We start from the raw sequence: 15,657 nt of genomic DNA on the forward strand, positions 1-15,657 counted from the left end.
TCAGGCGGCGCGCTTCAGCTCTTCGGCGAAACGTATCGTCACCATATGTTCGGTCGCGTGGCGACCGTCGAAGTGATGGTCGCGCTGGAAATAGGGCTGGCTGGTCAGCTTGCCGCTAACATTGGTCGAAAACCGCCCGAACAGCGCCCACGAGGCATCGTTGTCCAGCGTGATCGTGGTTTGCAGGCGGTTCACACCGTCGCAGTCCTCACGCTCGACCAGATGCTCCAGCATACGGGTTCCAAGGCCCTGCCCCCGCGCCTTCTCCGACACGGCGACCTGCCAGACGAACAGCGTCTCCAGGTCATCGGGCATCCGATAAGCCGAGATCCACCCCACGGGCTCGCCATTCATCTCGGCCAGAACGCAGGTATCGCTGAAATGATCGCACTGGATCAGGTTGCAATACATCGAGTTCTCGTCGAGCGGATGACAGGAGGCGATCAGATCCCAGATCGCAGACCCATCCTCACGTCCGGGTTTACGGAACGTGATTTGCGGTTTCTGTTTCGATCCTTCGATTTTATGCACGGCTAACGGTCCCTTGTTGTTCGATGCACTAAATAAACCATTCAGGCATTCACTTTCAAGTATCTAAGCTATTTTTTGCGAAATATGCGGCATTATGCGCAAATAAGGCTATTTTTACTTAGTCTTACTTTGTATATATTGTGTAAATGCTTAGTAACGACAATCAAAATACTTCGCGGATTGCCAATTTCCGCAAACCGGGTACGATGTCGCATCCCGTGACGGAGAATGACGTGGATCGCACCGATATCAGTCTGATCGCCCTGCGCCGCATTCTGCGCGCAACGGAAATGCACGCGCGCGACCTCGCGCATCAGGCGGGCCTGACCGCCGTGCAACTGCGCGTGCTTCAGATCGTGTCGGAAAAGGGCCACGCCACCCCCACCGAACTGTCCCAGCGCATGGGCGTGACGCAGGCCACCATTTCGGCCCTGATCAAGAAACTCGAAAGCAAGGGCCTGCTCACCCGCCGCCAGTCACAGGCCGACCGCCGCCAGACCCGGCTGGAAATCACCCTTGACGGACGATCCAAGGTCAGCGCCGCGCCCGACGCCCTGCAACAGCGCTATGTCAAACAGTTCGAATCGCTCGAAGACTGGGAACAGGCGATGGTCGTCGCCGTTCTCGAACGCGTCGCCACCATGCTGGATGCCGAGGAAATCGACGCCTCCCCGGTGCTGGCCGTGGGCGATATCGACCGCTCCCACTGATCTCCTGCTGCCCGGCGCGGCAAATTCATTTCGACAAATATCGAAATCACTTGCACGCGGCATTTCATTTCGATACTTTTAGAAACATGAAACAGACAGACATCACCGACGCCGATCTGGCCGTCACCGCCTCGGCCTTCGCCGCGCTCGGATCGGAACAGCGGCTCTCGGTCCTGCGCACCCTCGTGCGTGCCGGGCCGGACGGGCTCAGCATCGGCGAGCTGGGGCAGCGTACCGGCGTCACCGGCTCGACCCTGACCCATCACATGAAAATCCTCGCTCAGGCCGGACTCGTGCAACAAACCCGGCAGGGCCGCTCGATCATCTGCGCCGCCGTCGCCTACCCGGAACTCAGCGCACTGGCCGAGTTCCTGCTGCGCGAATGCTGCGCCGACGCCCCCACCCCCTGCACGAATCACGATCATGGCTGATACCACACATACCCTGCCGCGCATCGTCTGGGCGCGGCTCGACAAGGCCTGGCTGTCGCTGGCGCTGATCCTTGCCGCAATTGCCATTCTCGACTGGCCGCAATTCTGGCCCACGATCACATTCGCCGCCAACGCCCTGCTGCACACCGCCCCGTTCATCGCCTTCGCCGTTCTGGCCGTGGCATGGCTCAAGGCCACGGGGGCCGAAACCCTGCTGGCCAAGGCGTTCGAGGGCCGCCAGACCCGCATGATCGTCCTGGCCGCCCTCCTGGGCGGGCTGTCCCCCTTCTGCTCGTGCGAGGTGATCCCCTTCATCGCCGCCATGCTGGCGCTCGGCGCGCCGCTCGGGGCGGTCATGGCCTTCTGGCTGGCCTCGCCGCTGATGGACCCGGCCATGTTCCTGATCACCTCGGGCACGCTCGGCTGGGATTTCGCCATCGCCAAGACCGCCGCCGCCATCGGCATCGGCCTGTTCGGCGGGCTGGCCACCATGGCCCTGTCGCGCTCGGCCCTGTTCGCTGATCCGTTGCGCCCGCAGGCACAGGCAGGCGGCGGCTCGGGTTGCGGCTGCTGCGGCCCCGCCGATCCGCTCTCGGGCAAACCCGTCTGGCGCTTCTGGCCGCATGCCGACCGCCGCGCCACCTTTCGCGACACCGTGTTCGGCAACGCCGCCTTCCTTCTCAAATGGCTGGCGCTGGCCTACGCGATCGAGGCGCTGATGCTGCGCTATCTCCCCGCCGACGCCGTCGGCGGCATCCTCGGCGGCGCGGGGATCGGCCCGATCCTCCTTGGCGCACTGGTCGGGGCGCCCGCCTATCTCAACGGGTATGCCGCCGTGCCGCTGGTCGATGCGCTTCTGGCCCAGGGCATGAGCAACGGCGCCGCCATGAGCTTCGTCATCGCCGGCGGCGTCAGCTGCATCCCCGCCGCCATCGCCGTCTGGGCCCTGGTCAGGCCGCGCGTGTTCTGCGCCTATCTCGGCTTCGCCACCCTCGGCGCGATCCTTGCCGGGCTGGCCTGGCAGGCCATCGCCTGAAAATTGCGGCCCCTGCGGGCGGGCCGCCCCATACCGGGGATGATTTTTTCTCAACACCGGCACAAAAATGCCCATAACTCCTGTCATAAGCCCGACTGTTCCGGCATAATGCCGGTCAGTCTTGGCCAATGATGCCTTAACAATGCCCCGATGATAAAGAGGGACAGGTCAGAGCAGCATCGGAGCACCTGTATGCTCGAATTCGAAAATGTGAGTAAGTCCTTCTGGACGGGGACACAGCGCAAGGTGATCCTTGACCGCGTCAGCTTTCGCATCGAACCCGGCAATTCGCTCGGCGTTCTCGCCCCCAACGGCACCGGCAAGACCACGCTGATCAACATGATGGCCGGTCTCGAAAAACCCGACGAGGGCGAAATTCGCCGCGGCTGCCGCATCAGCTTCCCCCTGGGCTTCATGGGCGGCGTCATCAGCAAGATTTCAGCCATGGAAAACGCGCGCTACATCGCGCGGCTCTACGGGCTCGATCCCGACTATATCGAGGCGTTCTGCCGCTGGATGTGCAACCTCGGCGAATATTTCGATCAGCCGCTCGGCACGTATTCCTCCGGGATGCGGGCGCGCTTCACCTTCGCGCTGATGCTGGCGCTCGATTTCGACATGTACCTGATCGACGAAGGCATGCCCAGTTCGACCGATGTCGAGTTCAACCGCAAGGCCGGTGAAATCCTGCGCGAACGGCTGCGCACCACGACCGTGGTGATCGTTTCGCACCAGCCCGAGACACTTGAGAAATTCGCGCGTTCGGCCGCCGTGCTGATGGGCGGCAGATTGTATATGTTCGATACCTTGGAAGAGGCAAAACAACTCTATGACTACGAAACCCAAGGCTAGGAAGTTCCGTATCCGCCGCACCACCGGCCCGCAAACGCCCCATGCCCCCGGCACCCCGGACCGGACTCAGCGTGCGGACATGGCCGCGCAACAGGCACAACAGGCCCCGCAGCCGCAACAGGCTGCCGCTCCCGCCCAGGGACAGGTCAGTTCGGCCCGCGAAATGGCCGCCTCCCAATCCATCGAGGACATCCGCAAGGAAGGCCTGACAGGCCGCCAGTTGCGCATGGCCCGCCGCATGGCGCAGAAACACGGGCTCGCGCCCACCTCGGATTTCGACGCCGTACGCCTGCTGCGCGCCAAGGGGATCGACCCGTTCCAGCGTCACAACATCCTTGAACTGGTGGCCGGTGACGGCGGTCAGGGCGGTGGCGGGGCCGCGGGCGGCACGCCTCCTCCATCTGCCGCGCACCCCCCCTCGGACCCGCGCGTTCAACTGCCGCAAACCGTTCCGGCAAGGCAACAGACCCTGCCCTCGACCCAACTCAGCCCGGCAGACCGCCGCGCCGAAGAGATCATGCAGATTCAGCGCGACATCGCCAAACGCCGTCGCCGCAAACTGCTGCTGCTGCTGACCCGGCTGACCGCCTTCGTGTTCCTGCCGACGCTCGTCGCGGGGTATTACTACTATGCGGTCGCCACCCCCATGTACACGACCAAGTCCGAGTTCCTCATTCTCACCGCCGACGGATCGGGCGGCGGAGCGGGAGGGGGTCTCAGCGGGCTTTTGCCCAGCCAGTTCGCCACCGGGCAGGATGCCATCGCCACGCAATCCTATCTCGAATCCAAGGATGCGATGCTGCGCCTCGATCGCGATCTGGGCTTTCGCGCGCATTTCAGCCAGGACTGGATCGACCCGATTCAGCGGCTGGCCCCCGACGCCAGCACCGAAGACGCCTACAAACTCTATAACAAATACGTCGTCCTGGGCTATGACCCGACCGAAGGCGTCATTCGCATGGAACTGTCCACCGCCGACCCCGAATTGTCGGCGCGTTTCTCGCAACAGCTGATCGACTACGCCGAACAGAATGTCGACGAACTCAGTTCGGAAAAACGCAGCGACGCGGTCAAGACGGCTGTCGAAAGCCTCGAACAGGCCAAGGCCGACCGCCGCGGCGCCCAGAAAACACTGGTCGAACTGCAAGAGGGCTCGATCCTCGACCCCGAGGGCGAGGTCGCCAATATCCGCCAGCTGATCGGCAATGTCGAACTCCAGCTTCAGGAAAAACAACTCGCCCTGAACACCCAGCTGAACAACCCCCGTCCCAACACGGCCCGCGTCGAAGCCCTGCGCAGCGAGATCGAGGTGCTCGAACGCGAACTCACCAAGCAGAAAGCCCGCCTGACCGAAGCGACCGAAGGCCATGATTCACTGGCCGCGCAATCGGCGGCGATCCAGATGGCCCAGGCCGACCTGGCCACCGCCGACATGGTGCTGCAAGCCGCGCTCGAAACCAAGCGCCAGTCCGAGATCGAGGCGAACAAGCAGGTGCGCTACCTCACGGTCAGCGTCAAACCCATCCCTTCGCAAGATCCCTCCTATCCGCGCTCCTTCGAGAACACGGTCCTTGCCTTCCTGATCTTTGCAGGTATCTACCTGATGATATCGCTTACCGTGTCCATCCTTCGCGAACAGGTTTCGTCATAACCATGAAACAGGTCGATATCTCGGGGCTGCACGTCGGCAACGACCAGCCCCTCACCCTCATTGCCGGTCCCTGTCAGTTGGAATCGGCCGATCACGCCCAGATGATCGCAGGCACCCTGCAACAGGCCTGCGCGGCCCACGGGGTGCAGTTCATCTTCAAGGGCAGCTATGACAAGGCCAACCGCACCTCGGTCTCGGGCAGGCGCGGCCTCGGGATGGACGAAGGGCTCAAGGTGCTGCAATCGGTCAAGGACGCGCTCGGCGTGCCGGTCCTGACCGACATCCACCTGCCCGATCAATGCGCCCCCGTGGCGCAGGTGGCCGACGTGCTGCAAATCCCCGCCTTCCTGTGCCGCCAGACCGATCTTCTGATCGCCGCCGGCGAAACCGGCGCGGCGATCAACGTCAAGAAGGGCCAGTTCCTTGCCCCGTGGGACATGCCCAATGTCGTGGCCAAGATCGAATCCACCGGCAACACCCGCATCCTGCTGACCGAACGCGGCACATCGTTTGGCTACAACACCCTTGTCGCCGACATGCGCGCCCTGCCGCAGATGGCCGCCACCGGCTACCCGGTGGTGATGGACGCCACCCATTCGGTGCAGCAACCCGGCGGGCAGGGCGGCAGTTCGGGCGGCCAGCGCGAATTCGCCCCCGTCATGGCCCGCGCCGCCGTGGCGCTTGGCGTCGCCGCCGTGTTCATCGAAACCCATCAGGACCCCGACACTGCCCCCTCCGACGGCCCCAACATGATCCCGCTGGACGGGATGGAGCCGCTGATCGCCACCCTCAAAGCCTTCGATCGACTGGCCAAGGCCAACCCGATCCACCTCTGAATTCCGACCAACGCGAGTTTTCCGATGACCAGACCCTTGCCCGTTTCCACACCCAACACATGGGAATTCCTGCGCGACGCCATGATCGCCCCCACGGGCTTCCGTGAATACGACGCGCGCTGGAAATACCCCGATGAAATCAACCTGCCGGGCATGACGGCGCTTGGCCTCGGCCTCGGCACGCAAATGCAGCGCCGCGGGATCAAACCGGAAATCGCCGTCGGCAACGATTACCGCGATTATTCGCTGGCCATCAAACAGGCGCTGATCATCGGCCTGATGCAGGCCGGCATCCGCGTGCGCGACATCGGCCCGGCCCTGTCGCCCATGGCCTATTTCGCACAGTTCCACCTCGATGCGCCCGCCGTGGCGATGGTCACCGCCAGCCACAACCCCAACGGCTGGACCGGCGTGAAAATGGGCTTCGAGCGCCCCCTCACCCACGGCCCCGATGAAATGGCCGAGTTGCGCGATATCGTCCTCAACGGTGAGGGCGAGCCGCGCGAGGGCGGCTCTTACGAATTCGTCCAGGGCGTGCGCGAGGCCTATCTCGACGACCTCGTGGGCGATTTCAGAATGTCGCGCAAACTGCGCGTCGTCTGCGCCACCGGCAACGGCACCGCTTCGGCCTTCGCCCCCGAACTGTTCGAACGCATCGGGGTCGAGGTGATCCCGTCGCATAACGAGCTCGATTACACCTTCCCCAACTACAACCCCAACCCCGAAGCCATGGAAATGCTGCACGACATGGCCGACACCGTGCGCGCCACCGGGGCCGATTTCGCCCTCGGCTTCGACGGCGACGGCGACCGCTGCGGCGTGGTCGACGACGAGGGGCAGGAAATCTTTGCCGACAAGGTAGGCGTCATCATGGCGCGCGACCTGTCGCGCCTCTACCCCGGCTCCACCTTCGTGGCCGATGTGAAATCCACCGGCCTCTTCGCCTCGGACCCCGAGTTGCAGAAAAACGGCGCCAAGGCCGATTACTGGAAAACCGGGCACTCCCACATGAAACGCCGGGTCAAGGAGATCGGCGCCCTCGCGGGCTTCGAGAAATCCGGCCACTACTTCCTGGCCGAACCCGTGGGCCGTGGCTACGATTGCGGAATGCGCGTGGCCGTCGAAATCTGCAAGCTGATGGATCGCAACCCCGACAGCTCCATGTCCGACCTGCGCCGCGCCCTGCCGCAAACCTTCTCGACCCCCACCATGTCGCCCTGGTGCGCCGATACCGAAAAATACGACGTGCTCGACCGCATCGTCGAAAAACTGGTCGCCAAGGCCGAGGCCGGGGACCGGATCGCAGGCCGCCCCATTCAGGAGGTCGTCACCGTCAACGGCGCCCGCGTCATCCTCGACAACGGTTCATGGGGCCTCGTCCGCGCCTCCTCGAACACCCCCAACCTCGTGGTGGTCTGCGAAAGCAGCGACAGCGAGGACGAAATGCGCGCCATCTTCGCCGACATCGACACCGTGATCCGCACCGAACCCTCGGTCGGCGACTACGATCAGAAAATCTGACCGCCCCACCGGAGGGGCGGCGTCCCGCTTTCTTCTTGCCGAAAAATATCCTGGGGGGTGAGGGGCGTCCCGGAAACGATCCGGGGGATCGTTTCAGCCCCGAACGGGCGGAGCCCCGGACACGCCGCTTGCGGCGATGGGGGCAAAGCCCCCTTCCCTCCCCCGGTGACCCCCGGAAACCCGTCCATTGCGTCCACAATGGACGCAGTTTTCCAAAACCCCCCGGAGTTTCGTACAAAACCCGCGTACACTTCGTACGTTTTGTACGAAACGGCGAGGGCGAACTCAGGCCATCAGCCCCCGCCCCTTCAACAGCGCCTCGACCCCCGGCAAACGCCCGCGAAACGCCGTGTAAAGCGCCTCGGGATCGGCCGATCCGCCACGCGAAAGTATATGTGTTTCCAATGCCTTGGCCCGTTCTTCATCGAACGCGCCCGCCCCTTCTTCGAAGGCCGCAAAGGCATCCGCATCCATCACTTCCGACCACATATAGCTGTAATACCCGCTGGAATACCCGTCCCCCGCAAACACATGCGCGAAATGCGGCGTGGCATGGCGCATCGTGATCGCGTGCGGAATTCCAATTTTATCCAATATTTTCCGTTGCTTAGCCATGGGATCATCCGGCGTGTCGCCCTCGTGAAACGCCAGATCGACCATAGCCGAAGCGACGTATTCCACCGTCTGAAATCCCTGATCGAAATGCGCCGCCTTCAGCATTTTTTCCAGCAATTCCGGGGGCATAGCCTCCCCCGTCCGATAATGCCGCGCATATTTTTCCAACACCTCGGGCACTTCCAGCCAATGCTCATACAACTGACTCGGCAGTTCCACAAAGTCCCGCGCCACCGAAGTCCCTGAAATACTTTCATAATTCACGTCCGACAGCAGATGATGCAAGGCATGCCCGAACTCATGAAACAAGGTCCGCGCCTCGTCATACGACAACAATGCCGGCTCCCCCTTGGCGAAATTGCACACATTCACCACCACCGGCCCCTGCACCTTGGGCCGCTTGGCCTGCCCCCGCATGGCACTGCACCACGCACCCGATCTCTTGGAGGCGCGGGCGAAATAATCTCCAATGAAAACAGCGACATAACGACCATTCCGCGTAACCTCCCACGCCCGGCAATCGGGGTGATACAGCGGTATATCCAGGGCCCTGAACTCCAGCCCGAACAGCCGGTTCGCCACCCCGAACGCCGCGTTGATCATCCTTTCCAGCGACAGGTAGGGTTTCAGCGCCGCCTCATCCAGATCGTGCTCGGCCTTGCGGCGCTTCTCGGCATAGTAGCGCCAGTCCCACGGCTGTAATTCTCCATTGATTCCATCGGCTTGCATCATTTCGGTCAGCACTTCGGCATCCGCCTCCGCCTGTCGCTTCGCTGGCTTCCAGACCTCCCCAAGAAGCTCTTTCACCCGCTCGGGCGTCTTGGCCATCTCTGTTTCCAGCTTGTACGCCGCAAAGCTGTCATACCCCAGAAGTTGCGCCCTCTCATGACGCAACCGCAATATCTCGGCCGCAATCGCGCGATTATCCGTCTTTCCGCCATTCGCCCCGCGCGCCTCCCACGCCCGAAACGCCCGCTCACGCAAATCCCGGCGTGGTGAAAACTGCAAGAACGGCACGATCAACGAGCGCGACAAGGTAATCACCGGGCGCTCCAGCCCCTTTTCGCGCCCGGCGTCATATGCGGCGGTTTTCAAAAATTCCGGAAGAGTTTCAAGGGCTTGATCGTCCAGTTCCATATACCATCCGGCCTCGTCGGCCAGCAGGTTCTGGGTAAACTGCGTGCCCAACTCCGCCAGCCGCGCCATGATCCGGCGCATCCGCTGGTCCTCCTCCCCGTCCAACGCGGCCCCTGCCCGGACGAACCGGCGATGCGTCAACATCAGCAAACGCGCCTGTTCATCGCTCAGGCCAAGGCTGTCACGATCCTCCCACAACGCCGTCACCCGCGCAAAAAGCTGTTTGTTTCCCGTAACTTCCGAAGAATACGCCGCCAGCTTCGGCCCAAAGTCACGCTGTAGTTCCTGCCGCTCGGGGTTGCTGTCAGCCCCGGCCACGGAAAAGAAGACCGACAACACCTTGTCCAAACCCTCACCACTGGCCTCAAGCGCCTCTATCGTGTTGGCAAAGCTGGGGTTTTCCGGGTTCTCCGCAATTGCGCGCACCTCGTCCCGCGCCGCCTCCAACGCCGTTTCAAAGGCCGGTGCAAAATGTGCATCCCCGATCCGCTCAAACGGTGCGATCTGAAACGGTGTATCCCAATCCTCCAGCAAGGGGTTGCTCATGCCTTTGCGTCCTTTTCTTTTGTTTTCATGCAGATAGGGCAATCCTGCCGCGGCTTCAGCCCGATCTTGCGTGTCTCGCCCCACAGCGCGTCATAGATCAGCATCTCGCCCAACAGGGGCTGACCCGCCTGTGCGATCAGCTTGATCGCCTCGGCTGCCATCATCGCACCGACCACGCCGGGCAAAGGCCCCAACACCCCCGCCTCGGCACAAGACGGCGCAAGTCCCGGCGCGGGCCGTTCGGGGAAGATGCACTGATAACACGGCGCGCCACGGGCCGGATCGAACACGCTCAACTGCCCCTCCCACTGCGAAAGCGCGCCTGAAATCAATGGCTTACCCTGCGCCACAGCCGTGGCATTGGCCAGGTAACGGGTGTCGAGATTATCGGTCCCGTCAAGGATCACGTCGTACCCGGCAAACAGATCATGTGCGATCTCTTCGGTCAGCCGCCGCTGATAGGGATGCACCTGAACATGCGGATTCTGCCCCTGCATCGCGGCCATCGCGGATTTCACCTTGGGCAGCCCTATATCCCGGTCACGATGGATCACCTGCCGTTGAAGGTTCGAATTGTCCACCGCGTCATCGTCGATCACCCCGATCGTACCCACACCCGCCGCCGCCAGATACAAGAGCGCGGGCGACCCCAACCCACCGGCGCCGATGACCAGAACACGCGCCTCTTTCAGGGCCTTTTGCCCCGGCCCGCCAAGTTCCCGCAAAACGATATGACGGGCATATCTTTCCAGTTCGGAGTCAGAGAAAATGCTTTTATTTTCAGCAAGTTGTGTTGTATTCGCCTTGTTCCGCAGCTTTTGCAGGCCCCACCGATACACCAGCACCAACGTCGCAAAGCCGCCCAACATCAACCACAAGGCCGGACTTTCGCCCGTCGCCATACGCAACGGGTGCCCGTCGGGCAACAACAGATGCAGCGCGACCACCGCCAGCCACAACACCACGATCATGCTCCAGCGCAGACGCCGGGGGGCCCCCATCAGCGCACCGATCCCCCACAGCGCCGCCGCCATGACCAGAACCAGCAGCATCACCCGCGCCCTGTCGAACCGAACCCACCCGCGCCACGCGCCGTGTCATCCAGCGTTTCCGCCAGATCGAACCGCGCCTGCACCACCGGAGCCACGATCATCTGCGCGATCCGCATACCGTGTTCGATATGAAACGCCTCATCGCCCGCATTCATCACGATCACCCCCAAGGGACCGCGATAATCGCTGTCGATGGTGCCCGGGCTGTTCGGCAACGTGATCCCGTGCTTGAGCGCCAGCCCCGATCGCGGGCGCAACTGCACCTCATACCCTTCGGGAATGGCCATGCGCAAACCCGTCGGCACCAGACAACGCTGACCGGGCTGAATGGTCACACCATCGCGCTGCCCTTCGGGGAAGTTCGCCCGCAGGTCCGCGCCAGCCGCGCCATCTGTTGCATAGGCCGGCAGACCATGCGACCGGTCCGCGCCGTCTTCCCAAACGAATGTGATCAGGACCATGCCCGTCCTTTCATCTTTCCAAAAATACTCAAATCCTCAGGCCAGCGCCTGCGCGATCCGCTCGGCCAGCCGGGCGGCCACGTCCGATTTCGACATGCGCGGCCAATCCTCGGCCCCCGCATCGCTGATCAGGGTAATATCGTTTTCCGCACCGCCCATGATGCCCGTTTCATGGCTGACATCATTGGCGACGATCCAGTCACATCCCTTGCGCGCACACTTGGCGGTGGCGTTTTCGATGACGTGATCGGTTTCGGCTGCAAACCCCACCACAAGGTCCGGACGCCCCTGTTCCATCTGGCTGACAGTCGCCAGGATATCGGGGTTCTCGGCGAACTCCAGCACCGGCAGCCCACCCTTGGTTTTCTTGATCTTCGAACTGCTGGCACTCGCCACGCGCCAATCGGCCACGGCGGCGGCGAATACTGCCGCATCTGCGGGTAGCACCCCCTGTACGGCCTCCAGCATCTGTTGCGCGGTCTCCACCTTCACCACGGTGACCCCTTCGGGCGGGGCCACATCGGCGGGCCCGGTGACGAAAATCACCTCAGCCCCGAGCACCGCGAGAGCGCGGGCAATCGCCGTGCCCTGCGCCCCCGAGGACCGGTTGGCGATATAGCGCACAGGGTCGATGGGCTCGTACGTCGGCCCCGAGGTCACGACAATACGCTTACCTCTCAGCGGACCGTCCGACAGGGCGGCATCAATGGCGGTGACGATCTCAAGGGGTTCCGCCATGCGCCCCGGTCCGTGTTCTCCACAGGCCATATCGCCCTCGGCCGGGCCGACAAACCCGATACCGTCGCCCTTCAAGGTGGTGATATTGCGCTGCGTTGCGGGGTGCTGCCACATGCGCACATTCATCGCGGGCGCAATCAGAACCGGCGTATCGGTGGCCAACAGAAGGGTCGAGGCCAGATCATCGGCATGGCCCTGCGCCATCTTGGCCATCAGGTCTGCCGTGGCCGGGGCCACGACAATCAGATCGGCACTCCGGCTCAGTTCGATATGGCCCATTTCGGCCTCGTCCGTCAGGTCGAACAGGTCGCGGAACACCTTGTTTCCGGCTAGTGCAGACACTGACAGCGGCGTGACGAATTCCTCGCCCGCGCGGGTCAGGACCGGGGTCACCTGTGCACCACGCTCGCGCAGACGGCGGATCAGGTCCAGCGCCTTGAAGGCCGCGATACCGCCGCCGATGATCAAAAGGATGCGTTTGGATGCCAGCATGGCGCTTTCCTTGTCAGAACCGCGCCGACACTAGGCCCTGCCCCGCGGGCTGGCAAGGGTGGCTCAGCCGCTTCCCTTGAAGGCGGCGCAGGGATCTTCGCGCTCTACCGCCGGGGCCGGACGTATCTCGTCATACTCACCCGCCAACGGCGCATCGTCTTCGCTCTGGCCGATCACCCGCAGTTCCAGATCGGGAGCGACCCGTTCCAGATAAGACGGCGCCCCCCAATCCTTGCGGGCATGGCCATTGCCGGTAATCAGCACCACCGGTCCGCCCGTATCCTGCATGGCCTGCACTACGGCGTGCGCCAGTTCCGCATCCCGCAGCCGCTGGATGGCAACCATGCCCGGCAGCATTTCTTGCGGCAGGGCATCGCAATGCGCGACCATCTGCATCGCTTCTCGCGCGCTTTGTTGCGCCTCCGGCAAGGGGGCAGTCAGCCCATAGGTCTCGGCATCCCCGGAAAACGATGCCGCGATCCCATCGCCGAACGCGGCACGCGCCACGTCGCGCGGCACCTGAGCACCGTAAATCCGCGCCTCGGGGGCGGCAGCGATAATCGGGTAATACATCGAAAAATCCGGCCAGCCGGAATTCGCCCAATCCAATGCCTTGGCCAAAGCCACCGGATCGCCGCGATTGTCCGGCGTGATCGCATCGGCTTGCCCGGAGGTCAGCATCTCGAACACAAGCGCCTTGGGCGCGACCTCGCGCACGATTTCGGCCTGCACCCGATGATGGGCGGGGTTGTCATGGACCTCACCCACAACCACCACATCCTGCGCCAAAGCGGCAGACGAGGCGACCCCGATTGTGAATATGGCGGCGTGGAACAGCTTCATGCCAACAAGTTCTGCACCTCGTCGCCATGACGTTCAAGATGTTTGCGCATCTTTTGAAAGGCCGCCGCTTCCAACTGCCGCACCCTTTCTTTCGACAGGTTCAGTTCCTGCCCCAAAGACTCCAGCGTCCGAGGCCCCTCGCGCAGCTTGCGTTCATGCACGATGAACCTTTCGCGGTCGTTCAGATCGCCCATGGCATCATCCAGCCACCCGCGCAATGCCGACAGGTCATGGTCCTGCTCGACCAGTTCATCCCCTCGCGGCCCGTCATCCTCGATCGTTTCGATCCACTCGCGGCCTTCGTCTTCGACCGATTGCGTGGCGTTCAATGAAAAATCGGAGCCTGCTAAACGTCCTTGCATCATCTCGACATCGCGCAAGGGCACACCGACCTCGTGCGCGATCAGTTCACGCATCTGATGACCGTCCAGGTCCTGCCCCATGGTCATCGCGTCGCGTTCGATCCGGGCCTGAACCCGGCGCATGTTGAAGAACAGCGATTTCTGGCTGCTGGTCGATCCCGTCCGCACCATCGACCAGTTGCGCATCACGTAATCCTGAATCGACGCCTTGATCCACCAAACCGCATAGGTCGAAAACCGCACGCCACGATCCGGATCGAACTTGTCCGCCGCTTTCATCAGGCCCAATCCGGCCTCCTGGATCAGGTCGTTCATCGGCGCGCCATAGCGGCGGTACTTGCTTGCCATGGAAATCGCCAGCCTCATGTAAGCGGTCGTGAGCCGGTGCAACGCCTGTTCGTCTCGCTCGTCACGCCATGCATAGGCCAGTTTCAGTTCGGTCTCGGCATCCAGCAGTTCCGCATTCATTGCCCTGCGCGACATGCTGTTCCTTTGCGATTCGTCCTGCGGCATGTACCCTCCCGACCTGTCGGTCCGTTTTTGTTCCTTTCTAGGCACTTCGCCAAGTGATACGCAGGCCGGACGAAACCGGATCAATCAAAGGCGCAAAAGATGCTTCCCGAACTCACCCTTGTGATTGGTGGCGCGGCCTCGGGTAAATCCACCTTCGCCGAGTCTCTGGTTGTTCAATCCGGGCAAAATCGCGTTTATCTTGCCACCGCACAGGCATTCGACGAAGAAATGCAGGCCAAGGTCGCCCGGCATCGCCAGATGCGCGGTGATGGCTGGCAGACCATCGAGGCACCGCTTGATCCGGGTTCTGCCCTGCATGACATCGCTGCCGATCAGGTCGTTTTGCTGGATTGCGCCACGATGTGGCTCAGCAATCATTTGCTGGCCGAATCCGATTTGGAACAGGCACGAGATACCCTGCTGGCCGGTCTTGCCGGCTGCCCCGCCCCAGTCATCGTCGTATCAAACGAGGTGGGCCTCTCCGTCGTCCCGGAAAACCCGCTTGCCCGCCGTTTTCGCGAGGCACAGGGCCGCCTCAATCAAACCCTCGCCGCGCGTGCCGGGCTGGTCGTCAACGTCGTTGCAGGCTTGCCGCAGGTGCTCAAGGGGCATCTGCCATGAGCCGCATCTTCTGGGTGCGTCATGGGCCAACGCATGCGAAATCCATGGTCGGCTGGTCGAACCTGCCTGCCGACCTGAGCGACACCGCACAACTGGCCCGGCTCGATGCCCACCTGCCCAAAGATGCGCTGATCGTCTCGTCCGACCTGAAACGCGCCACGGCCACCGCCGACGCCATCACCGGGCACCGCACCCGCCTGCCTCATGATCGCGATCTGCGCGAAATTCATTTTGGTGCGTGGGAGTTGAAGGCATTCGATACCGTGCCAAACCCCGACCACCTGCGCGCTTTCTGGGACAACCCCGGCGATCTCTGCGCACCTGAAGGCGAAAGCTGGAACCAGATCACGGCGCGCGTCAACCGCGCGGTTTCCCGGCTGCGCATGGCCCATCCCGGCCGCGATATCATCGCCGTCGCCCATTTCGGCGCGATCCTGACACAGGTGCAACAGGCCCTTGGGGTTACCGCCTACGAGGCGTTCGCGCACCGGATCGAAAACCTGTCGGTCACCGAACTGCACTGGCAGGACGATGGTTGGCGGGCAGCGACCATCAACCACCTGCCCTGAGAGCGCCCCCTCATTCCCGAAATACTTGGTGGGCAAAGGAGTCTCGACCGAGCAGAGCCCCGGCATTACCAAGACCCCCACCTTCACCGGCATGATATTAACGCTTCCTCAACCAACCACACGCTATCCAAGAGTTAACC

At 62.7% G+C, this 15,657-nt stretch carries 16 protein-coding genes; 9 read left to right on the forward strand and 7 right to left on the reverse strand.

What is annotated here, in order from left to right:
- Positions 1 to 531: a diaminobutyrate acetyltransferase gene (gene ectA, locus BUB53_RS15285; protein ID WP_084729189.1), complete on the reverse strand. Its 531-nt coding sequence runs from the start codon at positions 529 to 531 to the stop codon at positions 1 to 3.
- Between the two features lie 206 nt (positions 532 to 737).
- On the opposite strand from ectA, the gene BUB53_RS15290 reads away from it, so the two are divergent.
- From BUB53_RS15290 to BUB53_RS15320, 7 genes are all read left to right on the forward strand, one after another.
- The gene (locus BUB53_RS15290; protein WP_073035658.1) at positions 738 to 1,241 is read left to right on the forward strand and encodes a MarR family winged helix-turn-helix transcriptional regulator; all 504 of its coding nucleotides are present in this window, start codon (positions 738 to 740) and stop codon (positions 1,239 to 1,241) included.
- An 86-nt stretch (positions 1,242 to 1,327) separates the two neighbouring features.
- A complete protein-coding gene (locus tag BUB53_RS15295) occupies positions 1,328 to 1,672 on the forward strand; it encodes an ArsR/SmtB family transcription factor (protein WP_073035659.1) in 345 nt (114 codons plus the stop codon).
- Positions 1,665 to 2,708 (forward strand): permease, encoded by a 1,044-nt coding sequence (locus BUB53_RS15300; RefSeq protein WP_073035660.1) that lies wholly within the window; start codon positions 1,665 to 1,667, stop codon positions 2,706 to 2,708. Before BUB53_RS15295 ends, BUB53_RS15300 begins: the two co-directional genes overlap by 8 nt.
- 192 nt (positions 2,709 to 2,900) lie before the next feature.
- Complete coding sequence (locus BUB53_RS15305; protein WP_073035661.1) at positions 2,901 to 3,560, forward strand: ABC transporter ATP-binding protein; 660 nt, start codon at positions 2,901 to 2,903, stop codon at positions 3,558 to 3,560.
- Positions 3,538 to 5,211: a KpsE/RkpR family capsule polysaccharide export protein gene (locus BUB53_RS15310; protein ID WP_073035662.1), complete on the forward strand. Its 1,674-nt coding sequence runs from the start codon at positions 3,538 to 3,540 to the stop codon at positions 5,209 to 5,211. Before BUB53_RS15305 ends, BUB53_RS15310 begins: the two co-directional genes overlap by 23 nt.
- A 2-nt stretch (positions 5,212 to 5,213) precedes the next feature.
- Positions 5,214 to 6,047, forward strand: a complete 834-nt coding sequence (gene kdsA, locus BUB53_RS15315) for a 3-deoxy-8-phosphooctulonate synthase (protein ID WP_073035663.1) — start codon at positions 5,214 to 5,216, stop codon at positions 6,045 to 6,047.
- Positions 6,048 to 6,071: 24 nt separating this feature from the next.
- Positions 6,072 to 7,568, forward strand: coding sequence for a phosphomannomutase/phosphoglucomutase (locus tag BUB53_RS15320; protein ID WP_073035664.1), 1,497 nt, complete (start codon positions 6,072 to 6,074; stop codon positions 7,566 to 7,568).
- A gap of 285 nt (positions 7,569 to 7,853) precedes the next feature.
- Here the strand turns inward: BUB53_RS15320 and BUB53_RS15325 are convergent, their stop codons facing one another.
- From BUB53_RS15325 to BUB53_RS15350, 6 genes are all read right to left on the reverse strand, one after another.
- Positions 7,854 to 9,866, reverse strand: coding sequence for a M3 family metallopeptidase (locus BUB53_RS15325; protein WP_073035665.1), 2,013 nt, complete (start codon positions 9,864 to 9,866; stop codon positions 7,854 to 7,856).
- Positions 9,863 to 10,918, reverse strand: a complete 1,056-nt coding sequence (locus BUB53_RS15330; RefSeq protein WP_073035666.1) for a HesA/MoeB/ThiF family protein — start codon at positions 10,916 to 10,918, stop codon at positions 9,863 to 9,865. The genes BUB53_RS15325 and BUB53_RS15330 overlap by 4 nt, the downstream gene beginning before the upstream one ends.
- Positions 10,918 to 11,379 carry a dUTP diphosphatase gene (dut, locus tag BUB53_RS15335; protein WP_073035667.1) on the reverse strand — a complete coding sequence of 154 codons (462 nt, stop codon included), beginning with the start codon at positions 11,377 to 11,379 and terminating at the stop codon, positions 10,918 to 10,920. The genes BUB53_RS15330 and dut overlap by 1 nt, the downstream gene beginning before the upstream one ends.
- Positions 11,380 to 11,415: 36 nt before the next feature.
- Positions 11,416 to 12,609 (reverse strand): bifunctional phosphopantothenoylcysteine decarboxylase/phosphopantothenate--cysteine ligase CoaBC, encoded by a 1,194-nt coding sequence (coaBC, locus tag BUB53_RS15340; protein ID WP_073035668.1) that lies wholly within the window; start codon positions 12,607 to 12,609, stop codon positions 11,416 to 11,418.
- A gap of 63 nt (positions 12,610 to 12,672) precedes the next feature.
- On the reverse strand, positions 12,673 to 13,452 hold the full coding sequence (locus BUB53_RS15345; RefSeq protein WP_073035669.1) for a ChaN family lipoprotein: 780 nt from the start codon (positions 13,450 to 13,452) through the stop codon (positions 12,673 to 12,675).
- Entirely contained in the window at positions 13,449 to 14,282 is an 834-nt protein-coding gene (locus BUB53_RS15350) for an RNA polymerase factor sigma-32 (protein WP_229709571.1), read from the reverse strand. Before BUB53_RS15350 ends, BUB53_RS15345 begins: the two co-directional genes overlap by 4 nt.
- A gap of 144 nt (positions 14,283 to 14,426) precedes the next feature.
- Between BUB53_RS15350 and cobU the strand changes: the two genes are divergently transcribed.
- Entirely contained in the window at positions 14,427 to 14,948 is a 522-nt protein-coding gene (gene cobU / locus BUB53_RS15355) for a bifunctional adenosylcobinamide kinase/adenosylcobinamide-phosphate guanylyltransferase (RefSeq protein ID WP_073035671.1), read from the forward strand.
- Complete coding sequence (locus BUB53_RS15360; RefSeq protein WP_073035672.1) at positions 14,945 to 15,517, forward strand: histidine phosphatase family protein; 573 nt, start codon at positions 14,945 to 14,947, stop codon at positions 15,515 to 15,517. The genes cobU and BUB53_RS15360 overlap by 4 nt, the downstream gene beginning before the upstream one ends.
- The last annotated feature ends 140 nt before the right edge of the window (positions 15,518 to 15,657 follow it).

The organism is Roseovarius pacificus (assembly GCF_900142665.1).
Classification (GTDB): Bacteria; Pseudomonadota; Alphaproteobacteria; order Rhodobacterales; family Rhodobacteraceae; genus Roseovarius; species Roseovarius pacificus.

Bases quoted from the DNA above. Each gene is read 5' to 3' on its own strand.
- BUB53_RS15350 (WP_229709571.1), bottom strand. From the start codon at position 14,282: ATGAATGCGGAACTGCTGGATGCCGAGACCGAACTGAAACTGGCCTAT.
- BUB53_RS15290 (WP_073035658.1), top strand. From the start codon at position 738: ATGTCGCATCCCGTGACGGAGAATGACGTGGATCGCACCGATATCAGT.
- kdsA (WP_073035663.1), top strand. From the start codon at position 5,214: ATGAAACAGGTCGATATCTCGGGGCTGCACGTCGGCAACGACCAGCCC.
- BUB53_RS15345 (WP_073035669.1), bottom strand. From the start codon at position 13,452: ATGAAGCTGTTCCACGCCGCCATATTCACAATCGGGGTCGCCTCGTCT.
- BUB53_RS15360 (WP_073035672.1), top strand. From the start codon at position 14,945: ATGAGCCGCATCTTCTGGGTGCGTCATGGGCCAACGCATGCGAAATCC.
- cobU (WP_073035671.1), top strand. From the start codon at position 14,427: ATGCTTCCCGAACTCACCCTTGTGATTGGTGGCGCGGCCTCGGGTAAA.
- BUB53_RS15305 (WP_073035661.1), top strand. From the start codon at position 2,901: ATGCTCGAATTCGAAAATGTGAGTAAGTCCTTCTGGACGGGGACACAG.
- coaBC (WP_073035668.1), bottom strand. From the start codon at position 12,609: ATGCTGGCATCCAAACGCATCCTTTTGATCATCGGCGGCGGTATCGCG.
- BUB53_RS15325 (WP_073035665.1), bottom strand. From the start codon at position 9,866: ATGAGCAACCCCTTGCTGGAGGATTGGGATACACCGTTTCAGATCGCA.
- BUB53_RS15310 (WP_073035662.1), top strand. From the start codon at position 3,538: ATGACTACGAAACCCAAGGCTAGGAAGTTCCGTATCCGCCGCACCACC.
- BUB53_RS15330 (WP_073035666.1), bottom strand. From the start codon at position 10,918: ATGCTGCTGGTTCTGGTCATGGCGGCGGCGCTGTGGGGGATCGGTGCG.
- BUB53_RS15295 (WP_073035659.1), top strand. From the start codon at position 1,328: ATGAAACAGACAGACATCACCGACGCCGATCTGGCCGTCACCGCCTCG.
- dut (WP_073035667.1), bottom strand. From the start codon at position 11,379: ATGGTCCTGATCACATTCGTTTGGGAAGACGGCGCGGACCGGTCGCAT.
- BUB53_RS15320 (WP_073035664.1), top strand. From the start codon at position 6,072: ATGACCAGACCCTTGCCCGTTTCCACACCCAACACATGGGAATTCCTG.
- BUB53_RS15300 (WP_073035660.1), top strand. From the start codon at position 1,665: ATGGCTGATACCACACATACCCTGCCGCGCATCGTCTGGGCGCGGCTC.